The following is a 26,856-nucleotide window of genomic DNA, read 5'->3' as shown; positions in this document are numbered from 1 at the left end:
GTGTCTTGCCAGCCTATGCCCTCACGGAGCAGCTCGATATCCCCCTGCTGCTCGTCATTCTGTTCTTCCTCTTCTTTCTCGGCCTCGTCTACTATCTGCGCGGCGAGGACAAGCGGGAAGGTTATCCGCTGGAGAGCGACCGGACTGCCGGGACCGGCGGCCGGGTCCAGGTGGTCGGCTTTCCGCCCATGCCCTCGCCGAAGGTCTTCCGGCTGATGCATGGCGGCGAGACCCGTGTCCCGCGCGGCGAGGTCCCCCGCGAACTCAACGCCTTCCCTGCCTATGAATTCCCCGGCTCGCCGATCATGCCGGCCGGGGACCCGCTGGTCGACGGGATCGGCCCGGCATCCTACGCGTTGAAGGCCGACACGCCGGATCTGACCGTCGACGGCTCCTTGAAGCTGACGCCGATGCGCAACCATCCGCAATACCGGCTGGAGTCGACCGACGTCGATCCGGTCGGCATGACGGTGGTCAGTCGCGAGGGTCTGGAGGTCGGCAAGATCGTCGACGTCTGGATTAACGCCCACGAATATTTCCCGCGCTATCTGGAGATCGAGGCGAATGTCGAGAGCGGTGGACGGCGCCTGCTTGCCCCCTTCGCCTTCGCCGACATCAAGGCCGGCCGCGGCATCATCCGCTTCTCGTCGCTGACCCGGCCGCAATTCTCCCGCGTTCCGGCCCTCGCCAATCCCGACCAGATCACCATGCGCGAGGAGGATCGCCTGAACGGCTATTTCGCCGGCGGCGCCTTCTATGACGGCTCACCCCTGGAGGATGCCCTGTCATGAGCACCCACATGGAAGAGTTCGACGACATCAAGCCTGTCGTCACCGAGGAGGAACTTCCCAAGGGCGAGACGATCCTCTGGCAGGCGCGGCCCGACTGGTGGCGCCTCGCGCTCGGCGCCTACCGGCTGAAGCTGGTGGGCGCGTGGTTCCTCGCCTTCGCCGTCTGGAAGATCGGCGTGACCCATCACGACACCGGCTCCTGGGCGGCGGGCTTCGCGGATGCCGCGACGCTCCTGCCGGCGCTCGGAGTCGGCGTCGGACTGATCATGCTGCTGGCCTTTCTGACGGCCCGGGCAACACGCTTTACCCTGACCAGCCGGCGGCTGGTGATGCGTTTCGGCGTCGCCCTGCCGGCGCAGCTGAACATTCCGCTGGTTCACGTCGACCATGCGGCGGTCAAGCTCAATGCCGACGGGACGGGCGACATTCCGCTGACGATCCCGAAGAAGGGTCGGCCGTCCTACTTCCAGCTCTGGCCCTATGCCCGGCCGTGGAAGTTCGGCTCGGCCGAGCCGATGCTGCGGGCCGTGCCGAATGCGGCCGAAGCCGCGCGGCTCGTCGCCGACGCGCTCGCCGCTTCGCAAGGCGGCAAGCGCGGCGCCGTGCCGGCGGCGCGTCCGGCGAACGCGGAACCCGGTAGGCCAGGATTTGCTGGCGCCCAGCCGGCCGCGATGTAAGGGAGTTCGGAGGACATGCGCGCTCTTGCCGCCGCCATCCGCAACGGTTCGATCAAGATCAGCCCGGATCCGGAAAAGCCGATCCCCCGGCCGATTTTGATGTCGGCCGGGGCTCTCGCCCTCGTCGCTCTCGTCTCGATCGCGACCGGCCGGACCACCGGCGTTGGTCTCGCCGACACGCCGGAGATGCGGACGATAGCCCACCGCGCCCTGCAGCTCGCCGAGCACGAGGACGGCTCGGCCGCCGTTATCGACGCCGGAACCCGCGCGCCGCTGATCTCCGTCGGAGTGGGCGAGGGCGCCTTCGCGGTCGAGGCTCTGCGCAACCTGGCGCGGGATCGGGTCCGCAAGGGCGTTCCGGCCGGCGGGGCCTACGTCCTGGCCCTGAAGTCGGACGGGCGTCTGGTTCTCGAGGACCCCGAGACCAGCCAGCAGGTGGAACTGAGGGCCTTCGGCGAGAAGCAGGCGAGGGCTTTCGTCGGTCTGCTGCCGGCCGCAGGCGCCGAAATCACGGGAGGTGAGAAATGATCGACCGATTTTTGAAGAAGAAGGCCGAGGAGGTCTGCTGCACCGTCGAGGTCTCCAACACCTTCGAGAGCCTGCACGCCCATGTGCGCTTCGACGGCGGCGTGACCGTCGAGCCGGGCGACGAGGTGCTGGTGCACGGGGAGCCCGTCGAGGTGCCCTATGGCGAAACCGCCTATCTCAGGCGCCGCGCGACGATCCGCCGGGCCGGCTGGCTGGAGCGCCAGTGGACGCGGGCGACCGGCGACTTCGAATTCATGGAACTTTGCGAATTCTCCTTCTCGGAAAGGGCGACGCTATGAACGCGCACGCGAAAATCTCGGGCGCTGCGCCCGTCCGCGCCGAGGCGCCGAACGAGACCACCAAGATCGCGCAAGCTGACACGCTGCTGACGCCGCGCTTCTACACCACCGATTTCGACAAGCTCGACAAGGTCGACGTCTCGGGTGTCCGGCGCGAATGGGACGCGCTGATCGCCGAGATGAAGGCGGATCCCAATCGGGGTCATTTCAAGCGCGACGAGAACTGGGACAAGATCGAGCTGGAGGATCTGCCGGAGGGGCTGCGCAAGGAGTTCGTCGACTTCCTCGTCTCCTCGCTGACGGCGGAATTCTCCGGCTGCGTCCTCTACAAGGAGATGAAGCGGCGCGGGACGAACCCCGACATCTGCGAGCTCTTCTCCTATATGAGCCGCGACGAGGCCCGCCATGCCGGCTTCATCAACGACGCGCTGAAGGAATTCGGCATTGGCGTCAATCTCGGCTTCCTGACCAAGGAGAAGAAATACACCTTCTTCCAGCCGAAGTTCATCTACTACGCCACCTATCTCTCCGAGAAGATCGGCTACGCCCGCTACATCACCATCTTCCGGCATCTCGAGCATCACCCCGAGCGTCGCATCCATCCGATCTTCAAGTGGTTCGAGAAGTGGTGCAACGACGAGTTCCGCCATGGCGAGGCGTTTTCCTTGCTGATGCGGGCCGAGCGGCACACGCTGGAAGGCCGCAACAAGCTGTGGATCCGCTTCTTCCTGCTGGCGGTCTACGCGACGATGTATGTCCGCGACCACGCCCGTCCGGAGTTCCACAAGGCGCTGGGGCTCGACCCGTCGGAATACGGCTTCAAGGTCTTCCGGATCACCAACGAGATTTCCAAGCAGGTCTTCCCGCTGATGCTCGACATCGACAACCCGCGCTTCAAGGCGGGGCTCGAACGGCTCCTGAAGATCAGCCGCGACATCGACGCCGCGGCGCGTCAGGGCGGCGTTTCCGGCAAGCTCAAGGTCTGGCGCGGCAAGGCGGCGGCGACGCTCGCCTTCGCCCGGCTCTACACCCTGCCGGTGATCAAGAACGAGATCCCGAAGGAGAGCAAGCTCGTTCCTGCCTGGTGATGACGAACCGTCAAAGCCTCGTTGGCCACAGCCCCAGGCCAACGATCGCGTCAAAGAACAGGCGAAAGCATCGAACGTCGTCATCCCGGGCTTGACCCGGTACCCATTCCAAATCGGCAAAACTGCCGAGACGGGTCAGTGGGTCGATGGAGCTTCGACGTCGAGCGAGCCTTGGCGAGGCAGAGGAATGGATCCCGGGTCAAGCCCGGGATGACGACCGTTGCAACGCTGTGACCAGGCGTGAAGGTCAGCACCTGACATCAATCGCGTGCCCATAAGGACCCCGGCCATGACCGAATATCTGTACCCGGCACTGTTCGCCCTCGTGGTCTGGTGGGCCTCGACGGTGGCGATCATCTATCTCGACGGGCTGCCGCGCTGGACGTTCAAGTATTCGATGGTCGGGGCGACGGCGATCTTCGCCGTCTCGCTGATCGGCCTGCAGACCTCGGCGCAGGACGCCAGCATCACCGGCGCCTATCTGGCCTTCACCTTCGGCCTGCTCGCCTGGGGCTGGCAGGAGATGAGCTTCTACATGGGCTACGTCACCGGCCCACGGAAGCAGCCCTGTCCGGAGAACTGCAAGGGCTTTGCCCACTTCGTCCATGCCGTGCAGACCAGTCTCTATCACGAGCTGGCGATCATTGCGGCGGCCGGCCTCGTCGTCTGGCTCACCTGGGGCGCGCCGAACCAGATCGGCATGTGGACCTTCATGGTGCTGTGGTGGATGCATCAGAGCGCCAAGCTCAACGTCTTCTTCGGCGTCCGAAACCTCAACGAGGAGTTTTTGCCCGAGCATCTGGAGTTCCTGAAAGGCTTCCTCAACAAGCGCTCGATGAACCTCCTGTTCCCGTTCTCCGTCACCATCTCGACGGTGATCACTGCGCTTCTCGTCGTCGCCGCGATGGCGGAAGGGGCGTCCGCCTTCGAGAAGGCCGGCTACACCTTCCTCGCCGTCCTGATGGCCCTGGCGATCCTCGAACACTGGATGCTCGTCCTGCCGATGCCGACGGCGACGCTGTGGTCGCCCGGTCTGAAGTCGCGCGGCACCAGCCAGCCCTTCGAGGCCGAGATCGTCGTGGGCTTCCTCGGCGCCGGCAAGACGACGACCCTGCGCCACATGCTGTCTGAGGCCGATCCGAACGTGAAGACCGTGGTCCTCGTCAACGATTTCGGCGAGCTCGGCATCGACGGGTCGCTGCTCGAGGGGCAGGGCGCCGACGTCGTCGAACTTTCCAACGGCTGCATCTGCTGCTCGCTGCGCAAGGATCTGTCGGCGCAGTTGCGCGAGGTCGTCGCCAAGATCAAGCCGCAGCGGGTGATGATCGAGCCGTCGGGCGTTGCCGACGTCGCTTCGCTGCTGCGCGTCCTGCACGAGCCGGAAATCGCGAGCCTCACCAAGGCGCTCCGGCTCTACACTGTGATCGATGCCGGCGCGTTCCTGAGGGATTTCGCCCGCATGCCGGAATATTTCCGCATCCAGGCGAAGCTGGCCCCGGTCTTCATCCTCAACAAGACCGACCTGGTCTCGGCGGGCGAGATCGAGACCGTCCGCGAAACGCTGGTTGCGCTAAACCCTGCCGCGACGATCCTGACGGCCCGCTACGGCATCGTCGAAGGCGGTGTCGATCCGGCCATGGCTCTGTCGCACTGGCAGAGCGAGACCCGCGACCTTCTCGACGACGAGCTGGCGCAGGAACGCGCCCACCAGGCGCAGGCGGCAAAGGCGCGTGAGCCCCATGGAAAGGCGGACCACACGGCCGTGGCGCAGCCCGCCCACAGTCATCGGGCCGAGGTGCACCCCGCTGCAGCGGAGCGTCCTCACGATCACGAGCCACACACCCACGACCATGCCGGCCATCGCGGCGGCGACCGGCACGATCATGGGCTTGGTGCTCCGCGTGAGAGCGGCCAACACGCCCATGGCGCTGATGCCAGCCATGATCACGACCATCACACTCATATCAGCCACGCCAGCCACGACCATGCCAGCCATGGGCACCACGACCACCATGAGCACGCCCGTCATGACGGGCACGACCACCACGACCACGACCATCACCACCACGACGAGCCGGGCCTCGGCCTCTCGTCCTGGAGCCGGCGGCTCTCCGGCCGCGTCGATGCGGACGCGCTTCGCGCCGTCCTCGCCGAGGTCGTCGCCGGTGAGGCCGGCGGAGTGGACCGGATGAAGGGCATCGTCGAGACCGGGACCGGATGGCTGCGCTTCGACGTCGCCGGCGGCAGGGCTTCGATGGCCGCGCATGTGCCGAAGCCCGGCGAGACGGCGCGGGCGCTGGCAATCGGTTCCGCTCCGGATGCGGTCTGGCTCGACCGGGGCTTTGCCGGGCTGACGGGCGAAACGGCTTCGCCGGGCGGGGCGGCGGCGGCCACCGCCGAGACGCCGCTCTCCCTCCTGGCGCCGGCGGCGAACATATTGCCGGCGGAATAGGACCCGATCGCAAAGGGCGACGGCGGGAGAGGCGGGACGCTTCAGGCCCCCTTGCTACGACCGAATCCGGCGATCAGCTCGACATGGCCGTCCGTGCTTCGAGCCATGCGGTGCGAGACAGTCGATAGAAGCGATGACGCACGAGTTCGGGATGCGTCGCGGCCGGCACTTTCGGATGGTCGAAATCCGGCCCGCGGACGAAGCCGAGACGCAGCATCACCGCTTCCGACGCGTGGTTGCCGTCGACGCAGAAGCTGACGATCTCGTCGAGCGCATCCGGGTCGGCAAAGGCCCGATCGAGGCAAGCTGCCGATGCTTCGGTGACGTAGCCCTTGCCCCAATGTTCAGGCAGGAGGCGCCAGCCGATTTCGATGCCGGGCGCAGAGGGCATTTTCGGATCGAGCCTCACCATGCCGAGCATGCCGACTGCCTGTCGGGAGCCTTCCACGTCGAGGGCGAGAAAGGAGTAGCCGTCGTCCTTGAGCCGCCGGCTCAGCTCGTCGAGCAACGCGTCGGATTCCTCCCGGCTTCGGCGGAACGGGAAGAAGCGCATCACCGTCTCGTCGCTGTTGAGGCGGTGGATTGCCGGCCGATCGCGTTCCGCCCAAGGGCGGATGCGCGTCCGGGTTGTGACGATGGGCTCGCGCATGTCCATGATGGTCGCTCCGGCGTGAGGGTTGGAACGAGGCCCTTGCTATCATGGCCGGCCGGCAGCGAGGATACCCTGCGCCTTTGCGGATTTCAAAGCGGCCTCGTCGGGCTACACTTGGGGCCGCGGCCCCAATCGTGAGCCGATTGCGGAGGAACGGGATGTCGATCCGAACTCTTCTTCTTCGCCGCTGTGGCGTCGTCGTCTCGTGCCTGGCGGCCGGTCTCCTCCTCGTGTCTGCCCGAGGGGCTTTCGCCGCGCCCCCAAACGTCGACCCCGTCTGGTGGAACGGCGAGATCGCCAAGGCGCAGGCGGAGGCCGAGCGGCTGTGGGAGGTCATGCGCGCGAAGGGAACCTTCGCGCTCGGCACCGCGGTGAACGAGGTCGACGTCGACATCCATACCTGCCACATCCTGTCGATCATGCTCGGCAAGGACCATCTGACGCCGCTTCTCGTCGCGCCGAAGGACCCTGCGCAGCCGGAGGACGAGCCGGGTTTCGCCGAGGGCGTGGAAGGCAATTCCCGATCCAATTGGGCGGGCCTCGCCGAGGGCTTTCTGGCGGAATCACCGGTCGAGCGGGTTCGCGCCTGGAATCTCGATTGCGTCGGAAAGTTCGGCATTGCCGGGCGGGACTTCGTTCGCGAGGACGACGGGCGCGCGCTGGTGGAGGTGAACGGCGACGCGATCCGCATCCTCGGCAATGTCGAGGTGGGGTTCTTCGAAGAGCTGAAGGCCGCGGTCGAGGCGAATCCGAACGTGACGCGGATCGTCCTCGGCTCGGCCGGCGGCGGTGTCGGCGACGCCGTCGAGGCCGGCCGGTACATCCGCGCGCGCGGGCTCGACACGGAGCTCTACAACGATTGCCGTTCGGCCTGTTCGCTGGTGTTTCTCGGCGGCGTCGAGCGGCGGATCTGGTCGCCTTATCCGCAACTCGGTTTCCACCGGATCTCCAGCAACGGCTTGGGGATCCCCGACGACAGCGAGGTCTACGACCTCGTCCGCGACTATGCCGACGGCCTCGGCGCCGACGGAGCGGCGATCCTCGCCTTCATGAAGAAGGCCGGCGTCCGGCAGATGCATCATCCCGAGATGGACGAGCTCTGCGCCGCCAACGTCGCGACGGCGGTGCAGCGGGTGTGTTTCGGAACACCGCCACGGCCGGCTGCGCGCCAGGCGCCGCACGGATCAGGCGACGTCGGAGCGGCCGCCGCAACGGAGCATCCGCCGTCCGCCGGCGCGGCGAATGCGGCGGATCAAGCCGGCGGCGACCCGATCACCGATCGCCGGTCGGGAGTCGAGCCGGCTCGAGGCATTTGCGCCGACATCGCGGCCCAGCGCCGACGCATCATCGAGCGCGACGCGAGGATCGCCGGCGCGTTGCCGACGGCTGGCGACGGCAGCGGCGGCCTCGTAGAGATCTACGATCAGATGCTCGCCGACTACGACTGCTGACCCCGACCGGAAAAAATCTGCCGCAACGAAGGTCTCTCCGCCTGGCAGGCGCGGCGTCGCTCGGGCGAGGGGTTCAGCCGTTGACGAACTCGCCTTGCCGATAGCCCTGGATGTAGAGGAGCGCCGTCAGGTCGCCGTGGTCGACCCGGTGCGGCGCGCTGGCGGCGACCTTCGGCTTGGCATGCAGCGCGACGCCAGTGCCGGCGAGCTGCAGCATCGGCAGGTCGTTGGCGCCGTCGCCGACGGCAATGGTGTCGGCGGGGGCGAGGCCCCGTTCGGCGGCGATCTCTCGCAGCGCCGCGACCTTCGCCTCGGCACCGAGGATCGGCTCGCCGACCTCGCCCGTCAGCTTGCCGTTCTCGGCGATCAGACGGTTCGCCCGCGTCTCGTGAAAGCCGAGGGCCGCGCCGATCGGTCCGGTGAAGACGGTGAAGCCGCCGGAAACGAGGGCGGTGTGGGCGCCATGGGCGCGCATGGTGGCGATGAGGCGCCTGCCGCCCGCGGCATGGGTGATCCGCTCGGCAATGACTTTTTCGACGACGGCCTCGGCAAGCCCAGCGAGAAGGCTCACCCGCTCGCGCAGGGCCGGTTCGAAGGCGATTTCGCCATTCATCGCCCGCGCGGTGATGGCGGCGATGCGCTCTTTGATGCCGACCTCCGCGGCGAGTTCGTCGATGCACTCCTGCTCGATCATGGTGGAGTCCATGTCGGCGATGAGAAAGCGCTTGCGGCGGTTCGCCGCCTCCTGCACGACGAGATCGAGACCGAACTCGGCCGCCGCGTCCGCCGCAGCTTTGCGCGCCTCGGCCGCAGGCGGCGCGGCGAGCACCAGGTCGGCCGCAAAGCCCTCGGCCAGCCAGTCGGCGGCACCCGGCGAGGCGCCGAGACGGGCGCCGATCGCCGCGATCGCTTGCGCGGTGAAGGGCCGGCCGGCCGGATTGGCGATCAGGGTGGCGACATGCATGGGAAAACTGCCGATGAAGAAGAGGCGATGACAGGGAAAATCGAGGCCATCCTGATAGCCGGGCCGACCGCCAGCGGCAAGTCGCGCCTTGCCGTCGAACTCGCCGAAAGGCACGGGGGCGTCGTGGTCAACGCCGATTCCCTGCAGGTTTACGACGGCCTCGAGATCTTGACGGCGCGCCCGTCCGAGGCGGATCTGGGCCGCGTGCCGCATCGTCTCTACGGGCATGTCGACCCGCGGACCGACTATTCCGCCGGCGCCTTCCTTCGCGACGCCGAGAAGGTTCTGGAGGATCTGCGCCGGCAAGGACGACTGCCGATCTTCTGCGGCGGCACGGGGCTTTACTTCAAGGCGCTTCTCGGCCTTCTCGACCGGATGCCCGAGGTTCCGTCGGAGATCCGTGAAAAATGGCGGGCGCGGCTCGCCGAAGAGGGGCCCGAGCCCCTGCATGGCGAACTCGCCGCCATCGATCCCGAGACTGCGGCCAGGCTCTCGCCGCGCGACGGGCAGCGGATCGTCCGGGCGCTGGAGGTGAGTGAGGCGGGGGGCGCCTCCTTGTCGCGGCTCCAAGGCGGCGGGGGAGAAGCGCTGATCGATCCGGAGCAAGCGCGGATGATCGTTCTGACGCCGGACCGGGCCGAGTTGCGCCAGCGCATCGCCGAGCGTTTCGACGTCATGTTGGAGGCAGGCGCGCTCGACGAGGTCCGCGCCTTCGAGACGGCCTATCGGGGCGCCGTCGCCACCGCCGGCAAGGCGATCGGCCTCGCCGAGCTGTCGTCGTACCTCAAGGGAAACATGGGCTATGAGGAAGCCTGCGAACGCGCGGTCACCCGAACCCGGCAATATGCCAAGCGCCAGGAAACCTGGTTCCGCCATCAATTCGACCGACGATGGCTGCGCCTCTCGCCGGAGGCGGCGATTTCCAAGGTTGCGGAGCTTTAAATTAACACGTCGCTAGATGCTTGGCGCTATGAACTAGGACAGGGAGTTTACGGACGTCGGAGCATATGAAAGTCGCCAGGGCAGAGCTGTCGGTCGCATTCGTCATTTGCTCCCTCCTCGCGGCGGCGGCACTGATCTATGCGAGCTATCAGCTGACGGATTCACTTCAGGGCGGAATGGCCGACGAGGCGCTTCGCCAGCAATACGCTCGGATGACCTTCCTGGCCCTCGGCTTCGTCGGAGCGGCCGGCTTCGGCTCGCTCTTCGTCGTCCTGCCGCTCCTGCGCCACCACAACCGCGAGCAGGGCAAGCTCCGGTCGCTGACGGTCCTCCTGAAGGAGCGTTCCAAGAAACTCGAAGCGGCGGCGCTGACCGATCCATTGACCGGAACGCACAATCGCCGCTTCTTCGACGAGGCGCTGCTGCAGTACGTGCAGGAGTTCCAGCGGATCAAGCGGCCGCTCGGACTCATTTTAATCGACCTCGATCATTTCAAGGCGATCAACGATTCCCACGGCCACGACACCGGCGACGAGGTTTTGCGCGCCGTTGCCTTCTGCCTGTTCGAGGTGACGCGGTTCCACGACGTGGTGGCGCGGATCGGCGGCGAGGAATTCGCCATCATCGCGCCCAACCTCGGCTTCGACGAACTGCGCCGCTTTGCCGAAAAGCTCCGGCACGAGATCTCGCGTGTAACGCTCACGGTCGGCGAGGTTCGGCTCGGCGTGACCGCTTCGATCGGCATTGCCCTCGCCGGACCCGAAGACGGGCCGGGCAGCCTCACCAAGCGGGCCGACGTCAATCTCTATCAGGCCAAGCAGGGCGGACGGAACCGGGTTATCATCTGACGGTCGTGGGGGCAGTTTGTGCGCCCTTCAAGGAACCAGCGCCGCCGCCTGTGCGTCTTCCCGCAAAGGAAAGGCATCCGATGACGAGCACGATCGACAGGATTACCCCCCAGGACGGCAAGGGATGGCTCAAATCCGCGGCCCGTGCCGGCTATGCCGCCAGAGGATTCGTCTTCCTGATCGTCGGCTACTTTTCGTTCCGCGCGGCGTTTGCAAGCGGCGAGGCGATGGACTCCAAGGACGCCCTCGAGGTCATCGCCGGCTCGGGCTTCGGGGTCGCCTTGCTCGCGGTCATGGTGTTGGCTTTGGCAGCCTTCGCGATCTGGCGGCTCATCCAGGTGTTCATGGATGTCGATCACCATGGCAAGGATGCCAAGGGATTGTTCGTGCGAGCCGGATTGCTGATCAGCGCGTTTTCCTACGGCGGTCTTGCCTTCTATGCGACGACCCTGCTGCTCGGCAGCGCGTCCGAAGGCGGCGGCGGCGGCGGCGGCGGCGGCGGCAAGACCGGTGCGATCGCTTATGCCTACGAGCAGGGCTACGGCGTCTGGCTGACCTATCTGATCGCGGCAGGAATGGCAGCCGCGGCGATCGCCCACATCGTCAAGGCAGCCAAGGCGGGCTTCGAGAAATACATGGCGATCCCCGGGGATCGACGCTGGCTGTTGAAGCCGGTCTGCCAGTTCGGCCTCACCGCCCGGGCGCTGACCTTCGTCGTTATCGCCGGACTTCTGGCGACAGGCGCTGCGGGCTACAGTTCCGGAGACACACCGGGTCTGGATGCAGCGCTTCAGGAAATTTCCGGCTGGAGCTTCGGATGGTTGTTCCTGTCGTTGACGGGTCTCGGCCTGATCGCCTTCGGCATCTATTCCGTTATGGAGGCGGTCTATCGTCGGATCAACATGCCGGACGTTCCCGACGTCGGCTGAGCCGGCGCCGGCTGCCGTCGGAACAGGGGTGCGAAAAACCCGTTGACGGCGTCCCGGGGGGCGCCTAGCTTATGGCCCATGATCACGAAGCTGATTCTCGTAGGAAGGCGCACACGCGTGGCGGTCTGAGGACCGCCCGGCGATAGCCACGTGTGCGCGAAACGAAGGGCCCCTGGAGGCCCTTTTTTATTGCCCGAAATTCTGTGAATGGTCCGCCGGGACGAGACTGGGCGGAAACGAGAAAGACCGAAGCGATGGATATCAAGGCCGAGAGTGAAGCACGGGAGATGACGGGCGCCGAGATGGTGGTCCGCGCACTCATCGACAACGGGATCACGGACATCTTCGGCTATCCGGGCGGGGCCGTGCTGCCGATCTATGACGAGCTCTTCCAGCAGGACGAAGTCCGCCACGTCCTGGTGCGGCACGAGCAGGGCGCCGGCCATGCGGCGGAGGGCTATGCCCGCTCGACCGGCAAGACCGGCGTGATGCTCGTCACCTCGGGTCCCGGCGCGACGAATGCCGTCACGGCGCTGCAGGACGCGCTGATGGACTCGATCCCGCTCGTCTGCATCTCAGGCCAGGTTCCGACGACGCTGATCGGCTCCGACGCCTTTCAGGAATGCGACACCGTCGGCATCACCCGGCCCTGCACCAAGCACAACTGGCTGGTCAAGGACGTGAACGACCTGTCGCGGATTCTCCACGAGGCCTTTCACGTTGCGCGGACGGGGCGGCCGGGGCCGGTCGTCGTCGACGTGCCGAAGGACGTCCAGTTCGCGGTCGGCATGTACACGCCGCCGCCGCCCTCCCGCACCCACGAAAGCTACCGTCCGCGGCTCTCTCCCGAGCACGAGCGCATCGCTGCGGCCGTCCAGATGCTGGCCGGCGCCAAGCGCCCAATGATCTATTCGGGTGGCGGCGTCGTCAATTCGGGCCCGGAAGCCTCGCGCCTCCTGCGCGAATTCGTCGAGATGACCGGTTTTCCGATCACCTCGACGCTGATGGGCCTCGGCGCCTATCCGGCTTCCGGGAAGAGCTGGCTCGGCATGCTGGGAATGCACGGAACCTACGAGGCCAATCTCGCCATGCATGGCTGCGACGTCATGCTGTGCATCGGTGCCAGGTTCGACGACCGCATCACCGGCCGGCTGGATGCCTTCTCGCCGGGTTCGCGGAAGATCCACATCGACATCGACCCGTCCTCGATCAACAAGAACGTCCGCGTCGAATTGCCGATCATCGCCGACGTCGCCCATGCCATGAAGGATCTTGTCGCCGAATGGAAGAGTGCCGGAGCGTCGGTCGACCGTACGGCGATGACTGCCTGGTGGAGCGAGATCGAGGCCTGGAAGGCGCGCAATTGCCTGGCCTACAAGCCGCATGACGACGTCATCATGCCGCAATATGCCGTCCAGAGGCTTTACGAAGCGACGAAGCATCGCGAAACCTATGTCTCCACCGAAGTCGGCCAGCACCAGATGTGGGCGGCGCAGTTCTACGGCTTCGAGGCTCCGAACCGCTGGCTCACCTCGGGCGGACTCGGTACCATGGGCTACGGCCTGCCGGCCGCCATCGGCGCTGCGATCGCCCATCCTGACGCGCTGTCGGTCTGCATCGCCGGCGACGCCTCGGTGCTGATGAACATGCAGGAGATGTCGACGGCGGTGCAGCACCGGGCCAACGCCAAGATCTTCATCCTCAACAACCAGTATATGGGCATGGTGCGCCAGTGGCAGCAGCTGCTCCACGGTAACCGGCTGTCGCATTCCTATACCGAGGCGCTGCCGGACTTCGTCAAGCTCGCCGAGGCCTATGGGGCGGTCGGCTTGCGCTGCGAGAAACCCGGCGATCTCGACGATGCAATCGCCGAGATGCTGGAGGTCGATGCGCCGGTGCTGTTCGATTGCCGGGTCGCGAACCTTGCCAACTGCTTCCCGATGATTCCGTCGGGCAAGGCGCACAACGAGATCCTGCTGCCGGAAGAGGCGACCGATGAGGCCGTCGCCAAGGCGATCGACGCGAAGGACCGGGTGCTGGTCTAGATTTCTGACCCCACGGCCGGCGGGAGTTCGCCGGTCGTGATCTCATCTTCCAATAGGGGCTGCATCTTGCGACCGGGGAGACCCGAACGGGCGCAGGCTGAAAGCGCAGCGTCTCCATCCGCAAGGTCCAGTTTCATGAACAATCCCGTCGTCCAGCCGCCGGCCTCGGCCTATTTCATCACTCCGGAAAAGGAAACGGCGGTCGCGCGGACCCTCGCGGTGCTCGTCGACAACGAGCCGGGCGTCCTTGCGCGCGTGATCGGGTTGTTTTCGGGCCGCGGCTACAACATCGAGAGCCTGACGGTCTCCGAGACCGAACATGAGAAGCATCTGTCGCGCATCACCGTCGTGACGCGGGGCGCGCCCCACGTGATCGAGCAGTTGAAGAGCCAACTCGACCGGATCGTGCCGGTCCATCGGGTGGTGGATCTCACGGCCACGGCTGGCGAGACCGGCGAAACCGGCCCGATCGAGCGCGAACTTGGCATCGTCAAGGTCGCGGGCCAGGGTGAAAAGCGGGTCGAGGCGCTGCGGCTTGCCGACGTCTTCCGCGCGAAAGTGGTGGACTCCTCGATCGAGCATTTCGTCTTCGAGATTACCGGACGCCCCTCGAAGCTCGACAAGTTCGTCGCGCTGATGGCGCCGCTCGGGCTGGTCGAAGTCTGCCGAACGGGAGTCGCCGCGTTGTCCCGCGGCAGGGAGGGCATGTAGTTCTGCGTCCTTGCCCGTCGGTTGATATCCGGCGGGCAAGGACGCAGACACATCCGTCCGCCGAACATTCCGGCATTTCTCGGCCTTCGAGCCAAGGGCTCGACGAAGCCGCGATACGAAAGCATGAACCGTTTTCGATGCCTGTCGCTGATATCGTCGGCAGCGTCGCGCCGCTTTTCGACGGTCGACCTGCGGCAACCGCTGCAGCTCCCGACGGTGCGGCGGCTCGTGGAAGTGATACCCGATTTTGAATGATGTTCAGTCCGGATTGATTGTGATTCGTTTGACACGAGTTGGTTCGTGCAGAGAATGTATTGCGCAGTGATATTCGGCACTAAATCTGTCCGTTGACCTGGGAATTTCGCCATTTTGCGGCGAATTGTCACATGCGTACATTGCAGTCTCTGGAATTTCCGGACCGATGTGGCATCGTGTTCAAGCTCTGATGGACGTAATGTAACTTTAGATCGAAGGGTTACATTATGGATTCTGGAATTGATCGGCCCGACTGGCACCTCGGCGATGAAACCTATCGGCTATTCGTCGAAAGCGTGACCGACTACGCCATCATACTGTTGGACCGGGAAGGACGCATCGCTACCTGGAACGCAGGCGCGGAACGGCTCAGAGGCTTCTCGGAACGAGAGGTCATCGGACGCGATTTCTTTGCGGATTTTTACTGGCAGCGGCCCGGCGACGCGAAGATCGCCGAGATTCTCCACGGATCCGAGCACCGCATGCGCCACGAGGTCGAAGGGTGGTGCATGAGAAAGGACGGTGGCCGGTTTCGCTGCCATCTCGTCCTGCAGCGGATCGACGGCGGGACTCCTGCCAAGACCGGTTTCGTGGTGATCTGCCGGGACCGGACGCAGCGCTACAGCGCTGAAGGCGCCAGCCGTCGTAGCGAGCAGCAGTTTCGACGCCTCATCGGCGGTTTTCGCGATCTGGCGACCTGCACCTTGGACCAGGTCGGGCAGATCAACAGTTGGAGCGAGGCGCTCGAGCGGATGCTCGGCTATGGCTCGGGAGAAATCGTCGGCCGGGCCTATGCCGAGCTTTTTTCGGCGGAGTGCTGTCGGTTGGGACTTCCGAGCCAGGCCCTCGAGCACGCCCTGCGCGAGGGGCGGTTGCGACAGACCGGCTGGCGCAAGGCCAAGGACGGGACCCAGGTCTATGCCAGCGAGGTCATCGACGTGATCCGCACGGAGACTGGCGAGCACCTCGGATTTTCCTTGGCATTGCGCGACGTGTCGGCCCAGGCCGCCACCGAGGAGGCGCTCGACGCCGCGAGGCGAGCGTTGTTCCAGTCGCAGAAGCTCGAAATGATCGGCCAACTCACCGGTGGTGTCGCTCACGATTTCAACAATCTCTTGAGCGCCATCCTGGGAAACCTCGAACTCGGCCGCCGGCGCCTTCCTGCCGACAGCGACGTGACGCGGTTTCTCGACAACGCCATCGTCGGCGCCCAGCGCGGTGCCGCGCTGGTAAGTCGGATGATGAACTTCGCGCGCGAGCAGGAGATCGAAGTCAGGACGATCGAATTGCCGGCTCTCTTTAAGGAACTCTGCGAGCTCGTCGCCAAGGCGCTCGGGCCGGAGACCGTCATCCAATCGAACTTCCCCGACAGGCTCGCACCGCTGAGGATCGATCCGCATCAGTTGGAACTCGCGTTGATGAACCTTCTCATCAATGCCCGGGACTCGATGACGAAAGGCGGGACGATCCGGCTTTCCGCGCGCAACCGGCGGATCTCCGCCGGAACGGACGGTTTCGGCGAGCCCGGTCGCTACGTTCAGTTGGACGTCACCGATGACGGATGCGGCATGGATGCCGAGACGCTTTCTCGCGCCTGCGAGATTTTTTTCACGACCAAACCGCCAGGGAAGGGAACCGGGCTGGGGCTGTCGATGGTTCAAGGACTTGTCGACACCGTCGGAGGACGGATGTCGATCAAGAGCCGCCCCGGCAGGGGAACGACGGTGACCTTGCTTTTGCCGGCAGCGCCGTCGCGAGCGGACGAGGTGTTTGCGGGCGATGAATTGGAGACGGTCCACGTGCAAGCTCCCTTGGAGCGCAAGCTTCGCGTCCTCGTCGTCGACGACGACGCCCTGGTCCTCATGAACTCGGCAGCCTTGCTGACGGACCTGGGGCATGAAACGACTGCGCTTTCTTCGGCAGAGGAGGCACTGACCTTTCTGCACAGCAGGTCGTCGCGACGGCCGGTCGATCTCATCGTCACCGACCATGCCATGCCACGCACGACGGGATTGGAGCTGGCCCAGGTCGTGCGGAGCGAGTGGCCGTCTCTGCCCGTCATTCTCGCGACGGGTTATTCCGAAGACATCGTCGAGGGCAACGGCACGGTCTCCGCTCGCCTGCAAAAGCCCTTCGGCATTCGCGATCTGCGAGCCGTTATCGCCGCGGTGTTCGAGGGAGCCGAAGCCGGAAACGGCGGCGGCGTCGCCACCATGCCGCCCCACGCGTCATCGGCGATCCTGAGCTAGCGGCTCGCTCCAGGCGGCGCGACCTTCGTCGCGCCGTGGCGCAATCCCCCGATTTCTTCACCTTTTCGATTGATGACTGCGCGGCCCGCTGCCAAGTGTCGGTCGGTCGCATCGTTTCGACGCCTGCGATCATTCCGAGCCGACGCCATGCGGGAGAGACGCCTTGCAACTGACGCCGCAACAGGACGACGCGCTGCGCGCCGTCGCCGACTGGCTCGATCGGGGCGATCAACCGATCTTCCGCCTGTTTGGCTATGCCGGAACGGGCAAGACGACGCTCGCCCGGCACTTCGCCGAGGGGATCGACGGCGCCGTGCAATTCGCCGCATTCACCGGCAAGGCGGCGCAGGTGCTGCGCTCCAAGGGCGCGAAGTCGGCGCGGACGTTGCATTCGCTGATCTACCGGCCGCGCGGCGAGGAAACCGTCTCGGACGAGGCGAGCGGCGTCTCGCGGGTCTCGCCGACCTTCTCGCTCAATCGCCAGAGCCCCGTCGCCAAGGCCAAGCTCGTCGTCGTCGACGAATGCTCGATGGTCGACGAGGCGCTCGGCCGCGATCTCCTGTCGTTCGGCACGCCCATCCTTGTCCTCGGCGATCCGGGCCAGTTGCCACCGGTCTCGGGCGGCGGCTTCTTCACCGAGGCGGAGCCGGATTTCCTGCTCTCGGAGATCCACCGCCAGGCGCGAGACAATCCGATCATCGAGATGGCGCTCGCGGTGCGGGAAGGTCGCGAGCTGATGTATGGCGACTATGGCGAGAACGCGCAGGTGATCTCCAAGCGCGAGGTGGAGACGGAAAGAGTGCTCGCCGCCGACCAGGTGCTCGTCGGCACCAACCGCACCCGGCGGCGCTACAATGCCCGACTGCGCGAGCTGAAGGGCTTCGAAGGGCCGCTGCCGATGGCGGGCGACAAGCTGGTCTGCCTCAGGAACGATCCGCCAAAGGGGCTCCTCAACGGCTCGCTCTGGCAGGTGATGACCGCCTCGCGCGAGACGACGAAGCCCGGCGTCAACCTGATCGTCAAGCCGGACGACGACGACATCGACCAGGGCGCGGCGAAGATCCGGCTCCTGAAGCAGGCCTTCGAGGAGCCGGACGCCGACGTGCCCTGGGCGACCAAGAAGCGCTTCGACGATTTCGACTATGGCTACGCGCTGACCGTCCACAAGGCGCAGGGCTCTCAGTGGGACGACGTCATGCTGTTCGACGAGAGCTTCGCCTTCCGCGATACCCGCGAGCGCTGGCTCTATACGGCGATCACCCGGGCGGCGGAGAAGCTCACCATCGTGCGGTAGCTCTCGTTGCCGCTCAGTGCCCGGGCGGCGGCAGGATCGTCATGCCGACGGCCTCTGCGGTCTTGACGATCCGCCCGACATCCGGCGGGCCGTCCATGCCGGCGGGCTCGCGGGTCTCGTCGGCGACCGGCTCGCCGAGCTCCGTGAAGAAGCGCTCGTGCATGTGGCCGGGTGCGTTGAGGATGAGGATGCGGGCCGGCGACGGTCCCCTGGCGGAGAAGGCGTGGACCGCGCCGTCCGGCACCGCCACGTAGTCGCCGGCCTTGGCTGTGAAGGGTTCCGTGCCGAAGCGGAAATCGATCTCGCCGTCGAGAACGTAGAAGGCCTCGGTCTCGCCCGCATGATGGTTCGGCGGAGCTCCAAGGCCGGGCGGAACCACCGCCTCGACCAGGCAGAACTTGTCCTGCACATCACCGGGAAAAGCGTGGAATTTCATCAGGATGCCAAGGGACTGATAGGTCCTGGGGCGGGTCATCGCTGCGGTCTCCTGTTGCGGGAAGCACCCAATTCATTCACAATACACCAGTCTCTTTATAAGACAAGTGTCTCACGAAAGAATTTGGGTCCCGATGTCCCTGTCCCATGAACGCCTGCAGCAGAAGTCACGCACCCGGGAGGCCGTGCTCGCCGGGGCGCGGGCGCTCATCGCCAGGGGAGAGGCCGTGACAGTGGCGGCGGCGGCGGCCGAGGTCGGCGTCTCGAAGGCCACGGCCTATCGCTATTTCTCCGACCCCAACACCCTTGCTGCCGAGGCAGGGCTCGCCCTCGACGTTCGCCCCTACGAGGCGATCGTCGTGCATTCCTCGAAGCTGCGCGAGAAGCTTTTGGCGATCGGTCTGGAAATGTTCGATCTGGCGCTCGGTCACGAAGCCGAGTTCCGCCGCTTCCTGGCACGAAATCTCGATGCGTCGGGCCAGAACGATCGGCGGCAGGCGCCGCCACGGGGCGCCCGCCGTACGGCGATGTATCGACGGGCGCTCGACGAAACGCCGCACGATCTCACCGAGGAGGAACAGGCGCGGCTCGTCCGGGCGCTGTCGGTGGCGACCGGCGTCGAGGCGATGATCTCGCTTCTCGACGTCGCGCAGGCAAGCCGGGAAGAGGCTCGTGCGACGGTGCAGGAGGTCGCCGAAGCCATCCTCGACAAGTATCTGCCAACGAAAAAGCCCTGACCGTGGGGGAACGGCCAGGGCTTCCTTCAGGTGCGGGGATGCGGGATCTGGGGGATTATTCCGCAGGCACCATCTCCGGCGTGTTCCTTCGTGCGGGGGAAGCGAGGAACAGCCAGAGGAAGAGGACGACGCCAATGATGACGATCGGCGAACCGATCATCAGCAGGGCATTCGGGACGCCGGTCGCGTCGACCATGATCTTGCCGGCGAGGAGCACGATGGCGCCGATCTCGTAGACGGCAAACTGGATGACGGCGAGCGTTCGCTCGCGCAGTTCCGGCCAGCCACGATGGACGAGGCCGAAGAGCATGGAGGCGACGAAGCCGAGCAGGCCGATATGGGCGTGCGATTCGGAAAAGTTGAAATGGCCGCTCGCACCCAGCCACGTGCCGAAGCCGGCGGCAAAAATCAGCCACCCGAAGCCGGCGGCCACATACACCTTGTCGATGTTGCGCATGGAAGTGGATCTCGAAAGACGCCGAAACCAACGGACGCATCCGGGCAACCTTGCCTCGGGAACCGTTCGGCGGCCGCTCCTCTAGACCCACGGTATTTCAGATTGATTTCGCGTTGTGTTTCGCTCGGATTTCGTTTCTTTCGGTTCCTTGGTGCGGCGACGGCGCCGTTTCCGCCGGGGCTGATGAACCTCGTATGCATGGCGGATGCTGCGGGGCGCTCGCCGATCCTTGGCGCCGGTACCGAAAGTTCTAGTCCGTCCCCTGGAACGCCGCACCGTCGAAGGCGAAGACTTCCGCGCCGTTCTGGTTCACCCCGAGGGTGGTGAAGCTGAGGATCCCCCAGCCCGGCCGCGTCTCCGAAACCCGCTTGTCGGTGACCGTCTGGGTGAAGGTCACGGTGTCGCCGGCATAGACGGGCTTCGGCCAGCGCATGTTCCTGAAGCCGGGGGAGGGGCCGATCTTCGGCGCCGTATGGCCGGCCTCGACCCACTCCTTCAGCCTACCATAGCGATATTCGACGTTGAGCCGCATGCATGCGGCTGCCGTGTGCCAGCCAGAGGCACAGAGCCCCCCGAGGACGGAATTCTTCGCCGCCTCCGGATCGAGGTGGAAGACCTGCGGGTCGTACTTCTCGGCAAAGCGGATGATGTCCTCGGCCAGGAATCGATGCGATCCGAGGGCAATCGGCTCACCGACGACGAATGTGTCCCAGAACCTCATGCGGCGGCTCCCTCGCGGGTAAGGACGAGGAGGGTGTACTCGGTCTCCAGCACCGTCACACCGTCCTGATTTTCGAGGGTGACGCCCATCTTGGCGATGCCGAGGGTCGGGCGCTTGGCCGACAGCCGGCGCGAAAGAACGCGGGCCGTGCCGGTCAGCCTGTCGCCGGGGCGTACGGGAGCCCGCCACTTCACGAAGTCGACGCCGGGCGAGCCCTGGGACGTCGAGTCCAGGAGGAAGCCGTCGGCCATCGTCCGCATCAGCATCGAACAGGTGTGCCAGCCGGACGCCGTCAGCGAGCCCACGAGTTCGTTGGCGCCGCCCGCTGCGTCGTCCAGGTGAAAGGGCTGCGGGTCGAATTCCTCGGCGAAGGCGATCATCTCGTCACGTTCGGCCGTGTAAGGGCCGAGAGGAATCTCCAGCCCGTCCTCGAAATCCTCATAGGCGCGTTTCATCGCAGACGGACTCCCATCTCGGAACAAATCAGGCCGGGTTATAGGCTCATGGCCCGCACCGCGAAACGCCTATCTGAGGAGGTTGGCGCGGCGCAGCTCCACCGCCGAATTCGCCGGCGGGGCGTCGGCGCCCGCAAGCGTGCCCGCGAGGGTGATGGTGACGATCGCAGCCCCGCTCTCGAAGCGCATGCCGGGCGGCACGTTGACGACGAAGTATTCCTCCTCGCCAACGGTGTCCGCCTCGGTGAAGGCGACAGTGCCGGCGAGCCGGCTTCGATCCGCCTCCGTCAGCCGGGCGGGACCAGGCGCAGATTCCTCGCCGCTTTCGGTCTCGTCGCCGACCGGTTGGAGATAGACGTCGATGAACACGGTCGCGGCAGGATCGATGGCGCTTGGCGCCAGCACCAGCGACAGCCGTGTCGGCGCGAGCGGCGATGCAATCCGCATCCAGGCGTCGCTCTCGATCGTTGCGATTTTGTGCTCGGCCAGAGCATCCGGCTTTGCCGTCAACCGCTCCTCGGACTTCGGCGCCGTCTGGGCCATGGCAAGCGGGAGCGGCAATGCCGCGAACATTCCGGCGAGCAGGATCGCGGCGAAGATCGTCTTCGAAGCGGTGACGAAAGGGCGGTCGAAAGCGCGCGAAGGGGGCGATAGGCACTGCATGGGAGTTTATAAGCATTGCCGGACGCGCCTTCGCAAGCGCAGCGGGCGTCAGTCGTAAGACAGGGTTACCGCCGCCTCGAGAGCAGCCGGAGGCGCGTCGGGGTGCGGCGATAGGAGGAAAGAGCCATGGGCGAGAAGCGACACCACTACGCGATCCGGCTCGAATGGACCGGCAATCTGGGGCAGGGCACCGCGAACTACCGCGCCTATTCCCGCGACCATGTGATCTCAGGCGAAGGCAAGCCGACGATCGAAGGCTCGGCCGACCCCGCCTTTCGCGGCGATCCCGCCCGCTGGAATCCTGAGGAGATGCTGCTCGCTTCGCTCTCTTCCTGCCACCAGCTCTGGTATCTGCATCTGTGCGCCGTGCCGGCGTCGTCGTCACTGCCTATGAGGATGTCGCCGAGGGCGAGATGCGGGAGGCGGCGGACGGCGGTGGAGAATTCGTCCGGGCTGTCCTACGGCCAAGGGTCACGATCGCCGCAGAGAGCGATCAGGACCAGGCGATGGCGCTGCACCACGAGGCGCATGCCAAATGCTTCATCGCGCGATCGGTGAATTTTCCGGTGGGGTGCGAGGCCGAAATCAGCGTCGAGGGGTGAAGAGCCACAATGATTCTCGTCATCCTCGGCCTTGTGCCGAGGATGACGCAGTTTCAGAGGCCAAGGCCAGCTCTCATGCGTCGGTGGGAGGACGAGCAGCGTGGCCGGCTGGGGTTGCCGATTGATCGCGTCCTCACACGTTGAATTTGAAGTTCATGATGTCGCCATCCGCCACCACATATTCCTTGCCTTCGTCGCGGGACTTGCCGGCTTCCTTGGCACCCACTTCGCCACCCAGCGCGACGAAATCGGTAAAGGCGATGGTCTGGGCGCGGATGAAGCCCTTTTCGAAGTCGGTGTGGATGACGCCGGCGGCCTGGGGGGCCTTGGTGCCCTTGTCGATGGTCCAGGCGCGGGTCTCTTTCGGCCCGGCGGTGAAATAGGTGATGAGGTCGAGGAGTTCGTAGCCGGCGCGGATGAGGCGATCGAGGCCGGGCTCGGTGAGGCCCATGGCTTCGAGATAGTCGCCGACTTCTTCCTCTGGCAGCTGGGCGATTTCGGACTCGATGGCGGCGGAGATGATCACCGAGCTCGCGCCCTGCTTTTCGGCCATGGCAGCGACGGCTTGCGAATGGGCGTTGCCGGTGGCCGCATCCGCCTCGGCGACGTTGCAGACATAGAGGACGGGCTTGGAGGTGAGGAGGTTGAGGTTCCTCAGAATGGCCTTCTCCTCCTCGTCCATGTCGGCGAGGAGAACGCGCACCGGCTTGCCGTCGTTGAGGACGCCAAGGGCCTTTTCCATGACGGGGAGGACGGTGATCGCCTCCTTGTCCTTGCCGGTCGCCTTCTTGCGGGTGGAAGCGACGCGGCGTTCCAGGCTTTCCAGATCCGACAGCATCAACTCGGTCTCGACCGTCTCGGCGTCGGCGACCGGGTCGACCCGGCCCTCGACATGAACGATGTCGTCATCCTCGAAGCAGCGCAGCACGTGGACGATGGCGTCCACTTCGCGGATGTTGGCGAGGAACTGGTTGCCGAGCCCTTCGCCCTTGGAGGCACCGCGCACCAGGCCGGCGATGTCGACGAAGGTGATGCGCGTCGGCAGAATGGCCGCCGACTTGGCGATCCTCGCAATGTCCTTCAGCCGCGGATCGGGCACCGGCACGTCGCCGGTGTTCGGCTCGATCGTGCAGAACGGATAGTTCGCGGCGGCCGCGGCTGCCGTCTTGGTGAGGGCGTTGAACAGCGTCGACTTGCCGACATTCGGCAGGCCGACGATCCCGCATCTGAAACCCATGGGGGCAATCCTTCGGAAGACTGGGGGATCGCCATGCGATCCGGAATTTGAAGCGCTGTTTGCAGCCGAAAGGGCAGGGGGTCAACAGCGCTCGGATTCTGCCTAGCGAATGCGCCCAGTTGACCTAACGTCGTTACGATCTTAGATTGTGGTCTGATGGATGTTGGAGCACACTCATGTCGGATGGACCACCACAATCGACTGGACTCTCCCTTTCGGATGTGCAGGAAGTAGTCAAGCGCGAATTAAATCGACGTTACCGGAATATTACAATTATAAGCATTACATTATTTATGCTTGGCAATGGCGCTGCACTGTATGGTGTTTACCAATATCTCGATAAGCAAGTAAAGGAAAGCATAATTAGCGCAGTGTCCACAAGATCTAAAGAATTGCTCGATTCACAAGTTCGTATCGGCACCGAGGAGCTTCAGAGAAAAATGGCCGTCTTTGAAGATAGAATAGCCACAGCAAAAGCGGCAGCGGAGTTGGCCGAGGAAAATGCAAAAAACGTTAATGACAATGCAGTCAAAAGTATAAATAAGTCGGTCCAAGCTGCTAACAACAACTTGCAGAATTATTTGTCTAATGTTGATGAGGCATCATCCAATCTGGCGAGTAGAAAGAAAGAAATCGACGAGCGAGCAGAAAATCTTAGGGAGGTATACGAGAAAGCCCAAAATGGGATAAGTACGATATTACAGACCGCGCAAGGGAAATTGAATTCCTCCGAGGAGCTCCTTGAGAAAACTAAGGAAGAAACCATCCGAACAGAAGAAAGACTAAAGGTTGAGGCCAGAAGAATAACAGGTACTTTAGTAGAGCTTTCAAATTCTGTTCAAGTCGAAACTCTGAACTATAAAAGGAAGATAGAATTATTATATTCCGATCTTGATGATGCGAGCCAAAATCTTAATAAATTACGCGACCAAGTGACAACTTTGTCGAATGCGGATTTTGTTAAACTAACTCAGTATATTGAGTTAATCAAGAAAAACAAAGAGATTTCTGAAATGCTAGAATTTGGCGTCAAATTCGCGTCATTGTCAGCTGAAGTCGGAAGTTTGCAACAGGCATTAGATCGCTCGAATGATCAATTTCGTATCGCACAGGAGGGCCTTGCACGAGTTCAGGCGGCGAATATTGGTCAAGATGCGCACCTCAACGAGATCGAAACCGAAATGGGGATAATGAAACGCAATAGTATCGATTTTGAAAGCCAATATAGATATTTCGTGAACCAATTTTCCGAACTCGGAAAAGGTCAAGAAAATATTAGAAATAATATAAATCGCATAATTGACGTGATTGGAAGTGAAATGGTCGTCGGATCAGTCCGGGAGTGGGAGTTATGTCCAGAAAAGCGTTGCTATGATGTTTCAAATATGAGTTTAAGAGCGCTTATCCCCTTCGATATTAACATTTTCGGAAATAAGCCAATATTTATATCATCTGTTAATACGCGAAGCGGTGGGATTTACCTAGATGGTGCATCGACATCGTACAACATCAATGATGGTATGATCGAGGTCATAGTCCGTTGGCAGGGGCCGGGAAAGCCTGACGTCGAGCTCGCAAACGATAATCAATTTCGAGTTGACTACATTATGCTACCCGAGCGGTCATTGGGCGGTCCGGGGTGAAGTTCGGTCTGCATAAGATGCGTGGTTTATTCGCACTCTAAGACGGTTCCGGCGAAGTCCAGGGACGTATACGGCGATAGTTGTAACAAGTGTGGTTGCGAAACGTGGCAGCCTTTTTGTAGGGAAAAAGCGCGCCAAGTGTACTGTGGAGCAGGACGACAATCGAAGTCATCGCTGTTTCCCCTATTCATTCCCCCCGAACATCCGCCTGAGCATTTCCGCCATCGGGCCCTTTTCGGGCACCTTGATCGTCGGCTTCGGCGAGCGGGCCTGCTGGATGTGGCTCTGGGCCTTCGGGGCTGGCTTCGACGCGCCCGATCCCTTGGCGCCGGCGGGCTCCTCGCGGCCGCCGGTGGCGACGCTGACCTTATTCATGAACATTGCGTCCTCGCCTTTGGCGAGGCTCTCGACGTTGCGCGCGATGGCGTCGAGGAAGGGCTCCAGCCATTCCCGGTCGACCTTGGCGAAGTCGCCAAGGACATGCGGGTTGACCTTCTCCTTGCCTCCCGGATGGCCGATCCCGAGGCGCACCCGGCGATAGTCCTTCGAGCCGAGATGGGCGTCGATCGACTTCAGCCCGTTGTGCCCGCCATGGCCGCCGCCGGTCTTCACCCGCATCTTGGCCGGCGCGAGGTCGAGTTCGTCATGGATGACCACGACGTCCTTGGGCTCTAGCTTGTAGAAGCGCACCGCCTCGCCGACCGAGCGGCCGGACTCGTTCATGAATGTCTGCGGCTTGAGGAGCAGCACCTTGTCGCCGCCGATGAGACCTTCAGCGATCTCGGCGGAGAACTTCTTCGACCAGCCGGGAAAACTGTTCTGCCGGGCGATCTCGTCGACGGCCATGAAGCCGATATTGTGGCGGTTGCCGGCATATTTCGATCCCGGATTGCCCAGACCTGCGATCAGAAGCATCGATGATCTCCGTGATTGAGCCTGGCGTTCATGGCTCGCAGCGGCGCGCGAGCGGCATCAAGGCGGCGCTCGCAGAAACGGCCGGACAATGCCCGGCCGTCGCATGATGTCGCAAGACAAAGCCGAAAGGCTTATTCCTTGCCGGCCTTGGTCTCGCCCTCGACGGTCTGAGCCTTCTGCTCGGTGACCTCGGTCTCGCCGGCCTCGTCCTCGTCGCCTTCCGAGCGCATCGCGGCCGGGGAAACGATGGTGGCGATGGTGAAGTCGCGATCGGTGATCGTCAGCTCGACGCCCTTCGGAAGGGTCAGCGCCGAGGCGTGAATCGAGTCGTTGATCTCGAGACCGGTCAGGTCGATCGTGAAGAACTCCGGAATCTCGCCGGCCGGAGCCTCGACCTCGACCTCGTGGCGAACGACGTTGAGCGTGCCGCCGCGCTTCAGGCCCGGGGACTTTTCCTCGTTCTCGAAATGCACGGGGATCTCGACCGTCACGCGGGTGTCTTCGGACACGCGCAGGAAATCGACGTGCATGAGGAAGTCGCGGACCGGCTCGAGCTGGTAGTCCTTCGGCAGGACCTTGATCTGCTTGCCGCCCACTTCGATCGTCGCGATCGAGGTCATGAAACCGCCGGCGTGCAGCGCCAGGAAGGTTTCCTTGTAGGGCAGAGCGATCGGCATCGGCTCTTCCTTGCCGCCATAGATGACGGCGGGGATCTGGTTGTTGCGGCGCAGATGTCTGGCGGCCCCCTTGCCGACCTTTTCGCGCGCCTCGGCCTTGACCGTGAAGGTCTGGTGCATGGCGTAACGTCCTTCAATG

At 64.0% G+C, this 26,856-nt stretch carries 26 protein-coding genes and 1 pseudogene; 17 read left to right on the top strand and 10 right to left on the bottom strand.

Translation table 11 applies throughout. The annotated features are described in order from the left end of the window. Positions 1–5: 5 nt before the first annotated feature. From puhA to puhE, 6 genes are all read left to right on the top strand, one after another. Positions 6–791 (top strand): photosynthetic reaction center subunit H, encoded by a 786-nt coding sequence (gene puhA, locus GTK09_RS03950; RefSeq protein WP_163461191.1) that lies wholly within the window; start codon positions 6–8, stop codon positions 789–791. Next, positions 788–1,468 (top strand): photosynthetic complex putative assembly protein PuhB, encoded by a 681-nt coding sequence (puhB, locus tag GTK09_RS03945; RefSeq protein ID WP_163461190.1) that lies wholly within the window; start codon positions 788–790, stop codon positions 1,466–1,468. The genes puhA and puhB overlap by 4 nt, the downstream gene beginning before the upstream one ends. Positions 1,469–1,483: 15 nt before the next feature. Further along, positions 1,484–1,996: a photosynthetic complex assembly protein PuhC gene (puhC, locus tag GTK09_RS03940; protein WP_163461189.1), complete on the top strand. Its 513-nt coding sequence runs from the start codon at positions 1,484–1,486 to the stop codon at positions 1,994–1,996. Then, a complete protein-coding gene (locus GTK09_RS03935) occupies positions 1,993–2,295 on the top strand; it encodes an O2-dependent cyclase accessory protein (protein ID WP_163461188.1) in 303 nt (100 codons plus the stop codon). Before puhC ends, GTK09_RS03935 begins: the two co-directional genes overlap by 4 nt. Then, positions 2,292–3,383 (top strand): magnesium-protoporphyrin IX monomethyl ester (oxidative) cyclase, encoded by a 1,092-nt coding sequence (gene acsF, locus GTK09_RS03930; RefSeq protein ID WP_163461187.1) that lies wholly within the window; start codon positions 2,292–2,294, stop codon positions 3,381–3,383. Before GTK09_RS03935 ends, acsF begins: the two co-directional genes overlap by 4 nt. Positions 3,384–3,672: 289 nt before the next feature. Beyond that, positions 3,673–5,835 carry a putative photosynthetic complex assembly protein PuhE gene (puhE, locus tag GTK09_RS03925; RefSeq protein WP_163461186.1) on the top strand — a complete coding sequence of 721 codons (2,163 nt, stop codon included), beginning with the start codon at positions 3,673–3,675 and terminating at the stop codon, positions 5,833–5,835. 73 nt (positions 5,836–5,908) lie between these two features. On the opposite strand, the gene GTK09_RS03920 is transcribed toward puhE, so the two are convergent. After that, complete coding sequence (locus GTK09_RS03920; RefSeq protein ID WP_246217686.1) at positions 5,909–6,490, bottom strand: GNAT family N-acetyltransferase; 582 nt, start codon at positions 6,488–6,490, stop codon at positions 5,909–5,911. A 155-nt stretch (positions 6,491–6,645) separates the two neighbouring features. Between GTK09_RS03920 and GTK09_RS03915 the strand changes: the two genes are divergently transcribed. Continuing rightward, entirely contained in the window at positions 6,646–7,938 is a 1,293-nt protein-coding gene (locus GTK09_RS03915; RefSeq protein WP_163461185.1) for a hypothetical protein, read from the top strand. Positions 7,939–8,011: 73 nt separating this feature from the next. Here the strand turns inward: GTK09_RS03915 and serB are convergent, their stop codons facing one another. Beyond that, a complete protein-coding gene (gene serB / locus GTK09_RS03910) occupies positions 8,012–8,902 on the bottom strand; it encodes a phosphoserine phosphatase SerB (RefSeq protein WP_163461184.1) in 891 nt (296 codons plus the stop codon). A gap of 27 nt (positions 8,903–8,929) precedes the next feature. Here serB and miaA point away from each other — a divergent pair, with 27 nt between their 5' ends. From miaA to GTK09_RS03875, 7 genes are all read left to right on the top strand, one after another. Further along, complete coding sequence (miaA, locus tag GTK09_RS03905; RefSeq protein WP_163461183.1) at positions 8,930–9,844, top strand: tRNA (adenosine(37)-N6)-dimethylallyltransferase MiaA; 915 nt, start codon at positions 8,930–8,932, stop codon at positions 9,842–9,844. Between the two features lie 65 nt (positions 9,845–9,909). Further along, positions 9,910–10,692: a GGDEF domain-containing protein gene (locus GTK09_RS03900; protein WP_163461182.1), complete on the top strand. Its 783-nt coding sequence runs from the start codon at positions 9,910–9,912 to the stop codon at positions 10,690–10,692. An 80-nt stretch (positions 10,693–10,772) separates the two neighbouring features. Continuing rightward, a complete protein-coding gene (locus tag GTK09_RS03895; RefSeq protein WP_163461181.1) occupies positions 10,773–11,621 on the top strand; it encodes a DUF1206 domain-containing protein in 849 nt (282 codons plus the stop codon). Between the two features lie 254 nt (positions 11,622–11,875). After that, entirely contained in the window at positions 11,876–13,666 is a 1,791-nt protein-coding gene (locus tag GTK09_RS03890; RefSeq protein WP_163461180.1) for an acetolactate synthase 3 large subunit, read from the top strand. A gap of 135 nt (positions 13,667–13,801) precedes the next feature. Beyond that, positions 13,802–14,377 (top strand): acetolactate synthase small subunit, encoded by a 576-nt coding sequence (ilvN, locus tag GTK09_RS03885; protein WP_163461179.1) that lies wholly within the window; start codon positions 13,802–13,804, stop codon positions 14,375–14,377. A 482-nt stretch (positions 14,378–14,859) separates the two neighbouring features. Further along, positions 14,860–16,881 (top strand): hybrid sensor histidine kinase/response regulator, encoded by a 2,022-nt coding sequence (locus GTK09_RS03880; RefSeq protein ID WP_163461178.1) that lies wholly within the window; start codon positions 14,860–14,862, stop codon positions 16,879–16,881. A 163-nt stretch (positions 16,882–17,044) separates the two neighbouring features. Beyond that, a complete protein-coding gene (locus GTK09_RS03875; RefSeq protein WP_163461177.1) occupies positions 17,045–18,175 on the top strand; it encodes an ATP-dependent DNA helicase in 1,131 nt (376 codons plus the stop codon). Between the two features lie 13 nt (positions 18,176–18,188). Here GTK09_RS03875 and GTK09_RS03870 read toward each other — a convergent pair whose 3' ends face one another. Continuing rightward, positions 18,189–18,650 carry a cupin domain-containing protein gene (locus GTK09_RS03870; RefSeq protein ID WP_163461176.1) on the bottom strand — a complete coding sequence of 154 codons (462 nt, stop codon included), beginning with the start codon at positions 18,648–18,650 and terminating at the stop codon, positions 18,189–18,191. Positions 18,651–18,744: 94 nt separating this feature from the next. Here GTK09_RS03870 and GTK09_RS03865 point away from each other — a divergent pair, with 94 nt between their 5' ends. Continuing rightward, a complete protein-coding gene (locus tag GTK09_RS03865; RefSeq protein ID WP_163461175.1) occupies positions 18,745–19,347 on the top strand; it encodes a TetR family transcriptional regulator in 603 nt (200 codons plus the stop codon). 55 nt (positions 19,348–19,402) lie between these two features. Here GTK09_RS03865 and GTK09_RS03860 read toward each other — a convergent pair whose 3' ends face one another. The 4 genes from GTK09_RS03860 to GTK09_RS03845 form a co-directional block, all read right to left on the bottom strand. Beyond that, complete coding sequence (locus tag GTK09_RS03860) at positions 19,403–19,804, bottom strand: hypothetical protein (protein ID WP_163461174.1); 402 nt, start codon at positions 19,802–19,804, stop codon at positions 19,403–19,405. A 250-nt stretch (positions 19,805–20,054) separates the two neighbouring features. Then, positions 20,055–20,525, bottom strand: coding sequence for a MaoC family dehydratase (locus GTK09_RS03855; protein ID WP_163461173.1), 471 nt, complete (start codon positions 20,523–20,525; stop codon positions 20,055–20,057). Then, positions 20,522–20,980: a MaoC family dehydratase gene (locus GTK09_RS03850; RefSeq protein WP_163461172.1), complete on the bottom strand. Its 459-nt coding sequence runs from the start codon at positions 20,978–20,980 to the stop codon at positions 20,522–20,524. The genes GTK09_RS03855 and GTK09_RS03850 overlap by 4 nt, the downstream gene beginning before the upstream one ends. A 69-nt stretch (positions 20,981–21,049) precedes the next feature. Then, entirely contained in the window at positions 21,050–21,643 is a 594-nt protein-coding gene (locus tag GTK09_RS03845; RefSeq protein ID WP_163461171.1) for a hypothetical protein, read from the bottom strand. Between the two features lie 126 nt (positions 21,644–21,769). Between GTK09_RS03845 and GTK09_RS03840 the strand changes: the two are divergent. Further along, positions 21,770–22,245: pseudogene (locus GTK09_RS03840) on the top strand (OsmC family protein). A 133-nt stretch (positions 22,246–22,378) separates the two neighbouring features. Here GTK09_RS03840 and ychF read toward each other — a convergent pair. Continuing rightward, entirely contained in the window at positions 22,379–23,482 is a 1,104-nt protein-coding gene (gene ychF / locus GTK09_RS03835; RefSeq protein WP_163461170.1) for a redox-regulated ATPase YchF, read from the bottom strand. A gap of 176 nt (positions 23,483–23,658) precedes the next feature. Between ychF and GTK09_RS03830 the strand changes: the two genes are divergently transcribed. Then, on the top strand, positions 23,659–25,125 hold the full coding sequence (locus GTK09_RS03830; protein WP_163461169.1) for a hypothetical protein: 1,467 nt from the start codon (positions 23,659–23,661) through the stop codon (positions 25,123–25,125). A gap of 183 nt (positions 25,126–25,308) precedes the next feature. On the opposite strand, the gene pth is transcribed toward GTK09_RS03830, so the two are convergent. Together pth and GTK09_RS03820 are read right to left on the bottom strand one after the other, a co-directional pair. After that, a complete protein-coding gene (pth, locus tag GTK09_RS03825; RefSeq protein ID WP_163461168.1) occupies positions 25,309–26,040 on the bottom strand; it encodes an aminoacyl-tRNA hydrolase in 732 nt (243 codons plus the stop codon). A gap of 131 nt (positions 26,041–26,171) precedes the next feature. Further along, complete coding sequence (locus tag GTK09_RS03820) at positions 26,172–26,837, bottom strand: 50S ribosomal protein L25/general stress protein Ctc (protein WP_163461167.1); 666 nt, start codon at positions 26,835–26,837, stop codon at positions 26,172–26,174. Between the last annotated feature and the right edge of the window lie 19 nt (positions 26,838–26,856).

The organism is Jiella pacifica (genome assembly GCF_010500815.1).
GTDB classification, from domain to species: Bacteria; Pseudomonadota; Alphaproteobacteria; order Rhizobiales; family Rhizobiaceae; genus Jiella; species Jiella pacifica.
This window is presented reverse-complemented; position numbering and strand designations above follow the sequence as displayed.

Bases quoted from the DNA above. Each gene is read 5' to 3' on its own strand.
- GTK09_RS03865 (WP_163461175.1), top strand. From the start codon at position 18,745: ATGTCCCTGTCCCATGAACGCCTGCAGCAGAAGTCACGCACCCGGGAG.
- GTK09_RS03890 (WP_163461180.1), top strand. From the start codon at position 11,876: ATGGATATCAAGGCCGAGAGTGAAGCACGGGAGATGACGGGCGCCGAG.
- GTK09_RS03830 (WP_163461169.1), top strand. From the start codon at position 23,659: ATGTCGGATGGACCACCACAATCGACTGGACTCTCCCTTTCGGATGTG.
- GTK09_RS03895 (WP_163461181.1), top strand. From the start codon at position 10,773: ATGACGAGCACGATCGACAGGATTACCCCCCAGGACGGCAAGGGATGG.
- GTK09_RS03820 (WP_163461167.1), bottom strand. From the start codon at position 26,837: ATGCACCAGACCTTCACGGTCAAGGCCGAGGCGCGCGAAAAGGTCGGC.
- pth (WP_163461168.1), bottom strand. From the start codon at position 26,040: ATGCTTCTGATCGCAGGTCTGGGCAATCCGGGATCGAAATATGCCGGC.
- GTK09_RS03935 (WP_163461188.1), top strand. From the start codon at position 1,993: ATGATCGACCGATTTTTGAAGAAGAAGGCCGAGGAGGTCTGCTGCACC.
- GTK09_RS03915 (WP_163461185.1), top strand. From the start codon at position 6,646: ATGTCGATCCGAACTCTTCTTCTTCGCCGCTGTGGCGTCGTCGTCTCG.
- GTK09_RS03850 (WP_163461172.1), bottom strand. From the start codon at position 20,980: ATGAAACGCGCCTATGAGGATTTCGAGGACGGGCTGGAGATTCCTCTC.
- GTK09_RS03880 (WP_163461178.1), top strand. From the start codon at position 14,860: ATGGATTCTGGAATTGATCGGCCCGACTGGCACCTCGGCGATGAAACC.
- puhB (WP_163461190.1), top strand. From the start codon at position 788: ATGAGCACCCACATGGAAGAGTTCGACGACATCAAGCCTGTCGTCACC.
- GTK09_RS03855 (WP_163461173.1), bottom strand. From the start codon at position 20,525: ATGAGGTTCTGGGACACATTCGTCGTCGGTGAGCCGATTGCCCTCGGA.
- acsF (WP_163461187.1), top strand. From the start codon at position 2,292: ATGAACGCGCACGCGAAAATCTCGGGCGCTGCGCCCGTCCGCGCCGAG.
- GTK09_RS03870 (WP_163461176.1), bottom strand. From the start codon at position 18,650: ATGACCCGCCCCAGGACCTATCAGTCCCTTGGCATCCTGATGAAATTC.
- miaA (WP_163461183.1), top strand. From the start codon at position 8,930: ATGACAGGGAAAATCGAGGCCATCCTGATAGCCGGGCCGACCGCCAGC.
- GTK09_RS03900 (WP_163461182.1), top strand. From the start codon at position 9,910: ATGAAAGTCGCCAGGGCAGAGCTGTCGGTCGCATTCGTCATTTGCTCC.
- GTK09_RS03920 (WP_246217686.1), bottom strand. From the start codon at position 6,490: ATGGACATGCGCGAGCCCATCGTCACAACCCGGACGCGCATCCGCCCT.
- puhC (WP_163461189.1), top strand. From the start codon at position 1,484: ATGCGCGCTCTTGCCGCCGCCATCCGCAACGGTTCGATCAAGATCAGC.
- GTK09_RS03845 (WP_163461171.1), bottom strand. From the start codon at position 21,643: ATGCAGTGCCTATCGCCCCCTTCGCGCGCTTTCGACCGCCCTTTCGTC.
- serB (WP_163461184.1), bottom strand. From the start codon at position 8,902: ATGCATGTCGCCACCCTGATCGCCAATCCGGCCGGCCGGCCCTTCACC.
- ilvN (WP_163461179.1), top strand. From the start codon at position 13,802: ATGAACAATCCCGTCGTCCAGCCGCCGGCCTCGGCCTATTTCATCACT.
- ychF (WP_163461170.1), bottom strand. From the start codon at position 23,482: ATGGGTTTCAGATGCGGGATCGTCGGCCTGCCGAATGTCGGCAAGTCG.
- puhE (WP_163461186.1), top strand. From the start codon at position 3,673: ATGACCGAATATCTGTACCCGGCACTGTTCGCCCTCGTGGTCTGGTGG.
- GTK09_RS03860 (WP_163461174.1), bottom strand. From the start codon at position 19,804: ATGCGCAACATCGACAAGGTGTATGTGGCCGCCGGCTTCGGGTGGCTG.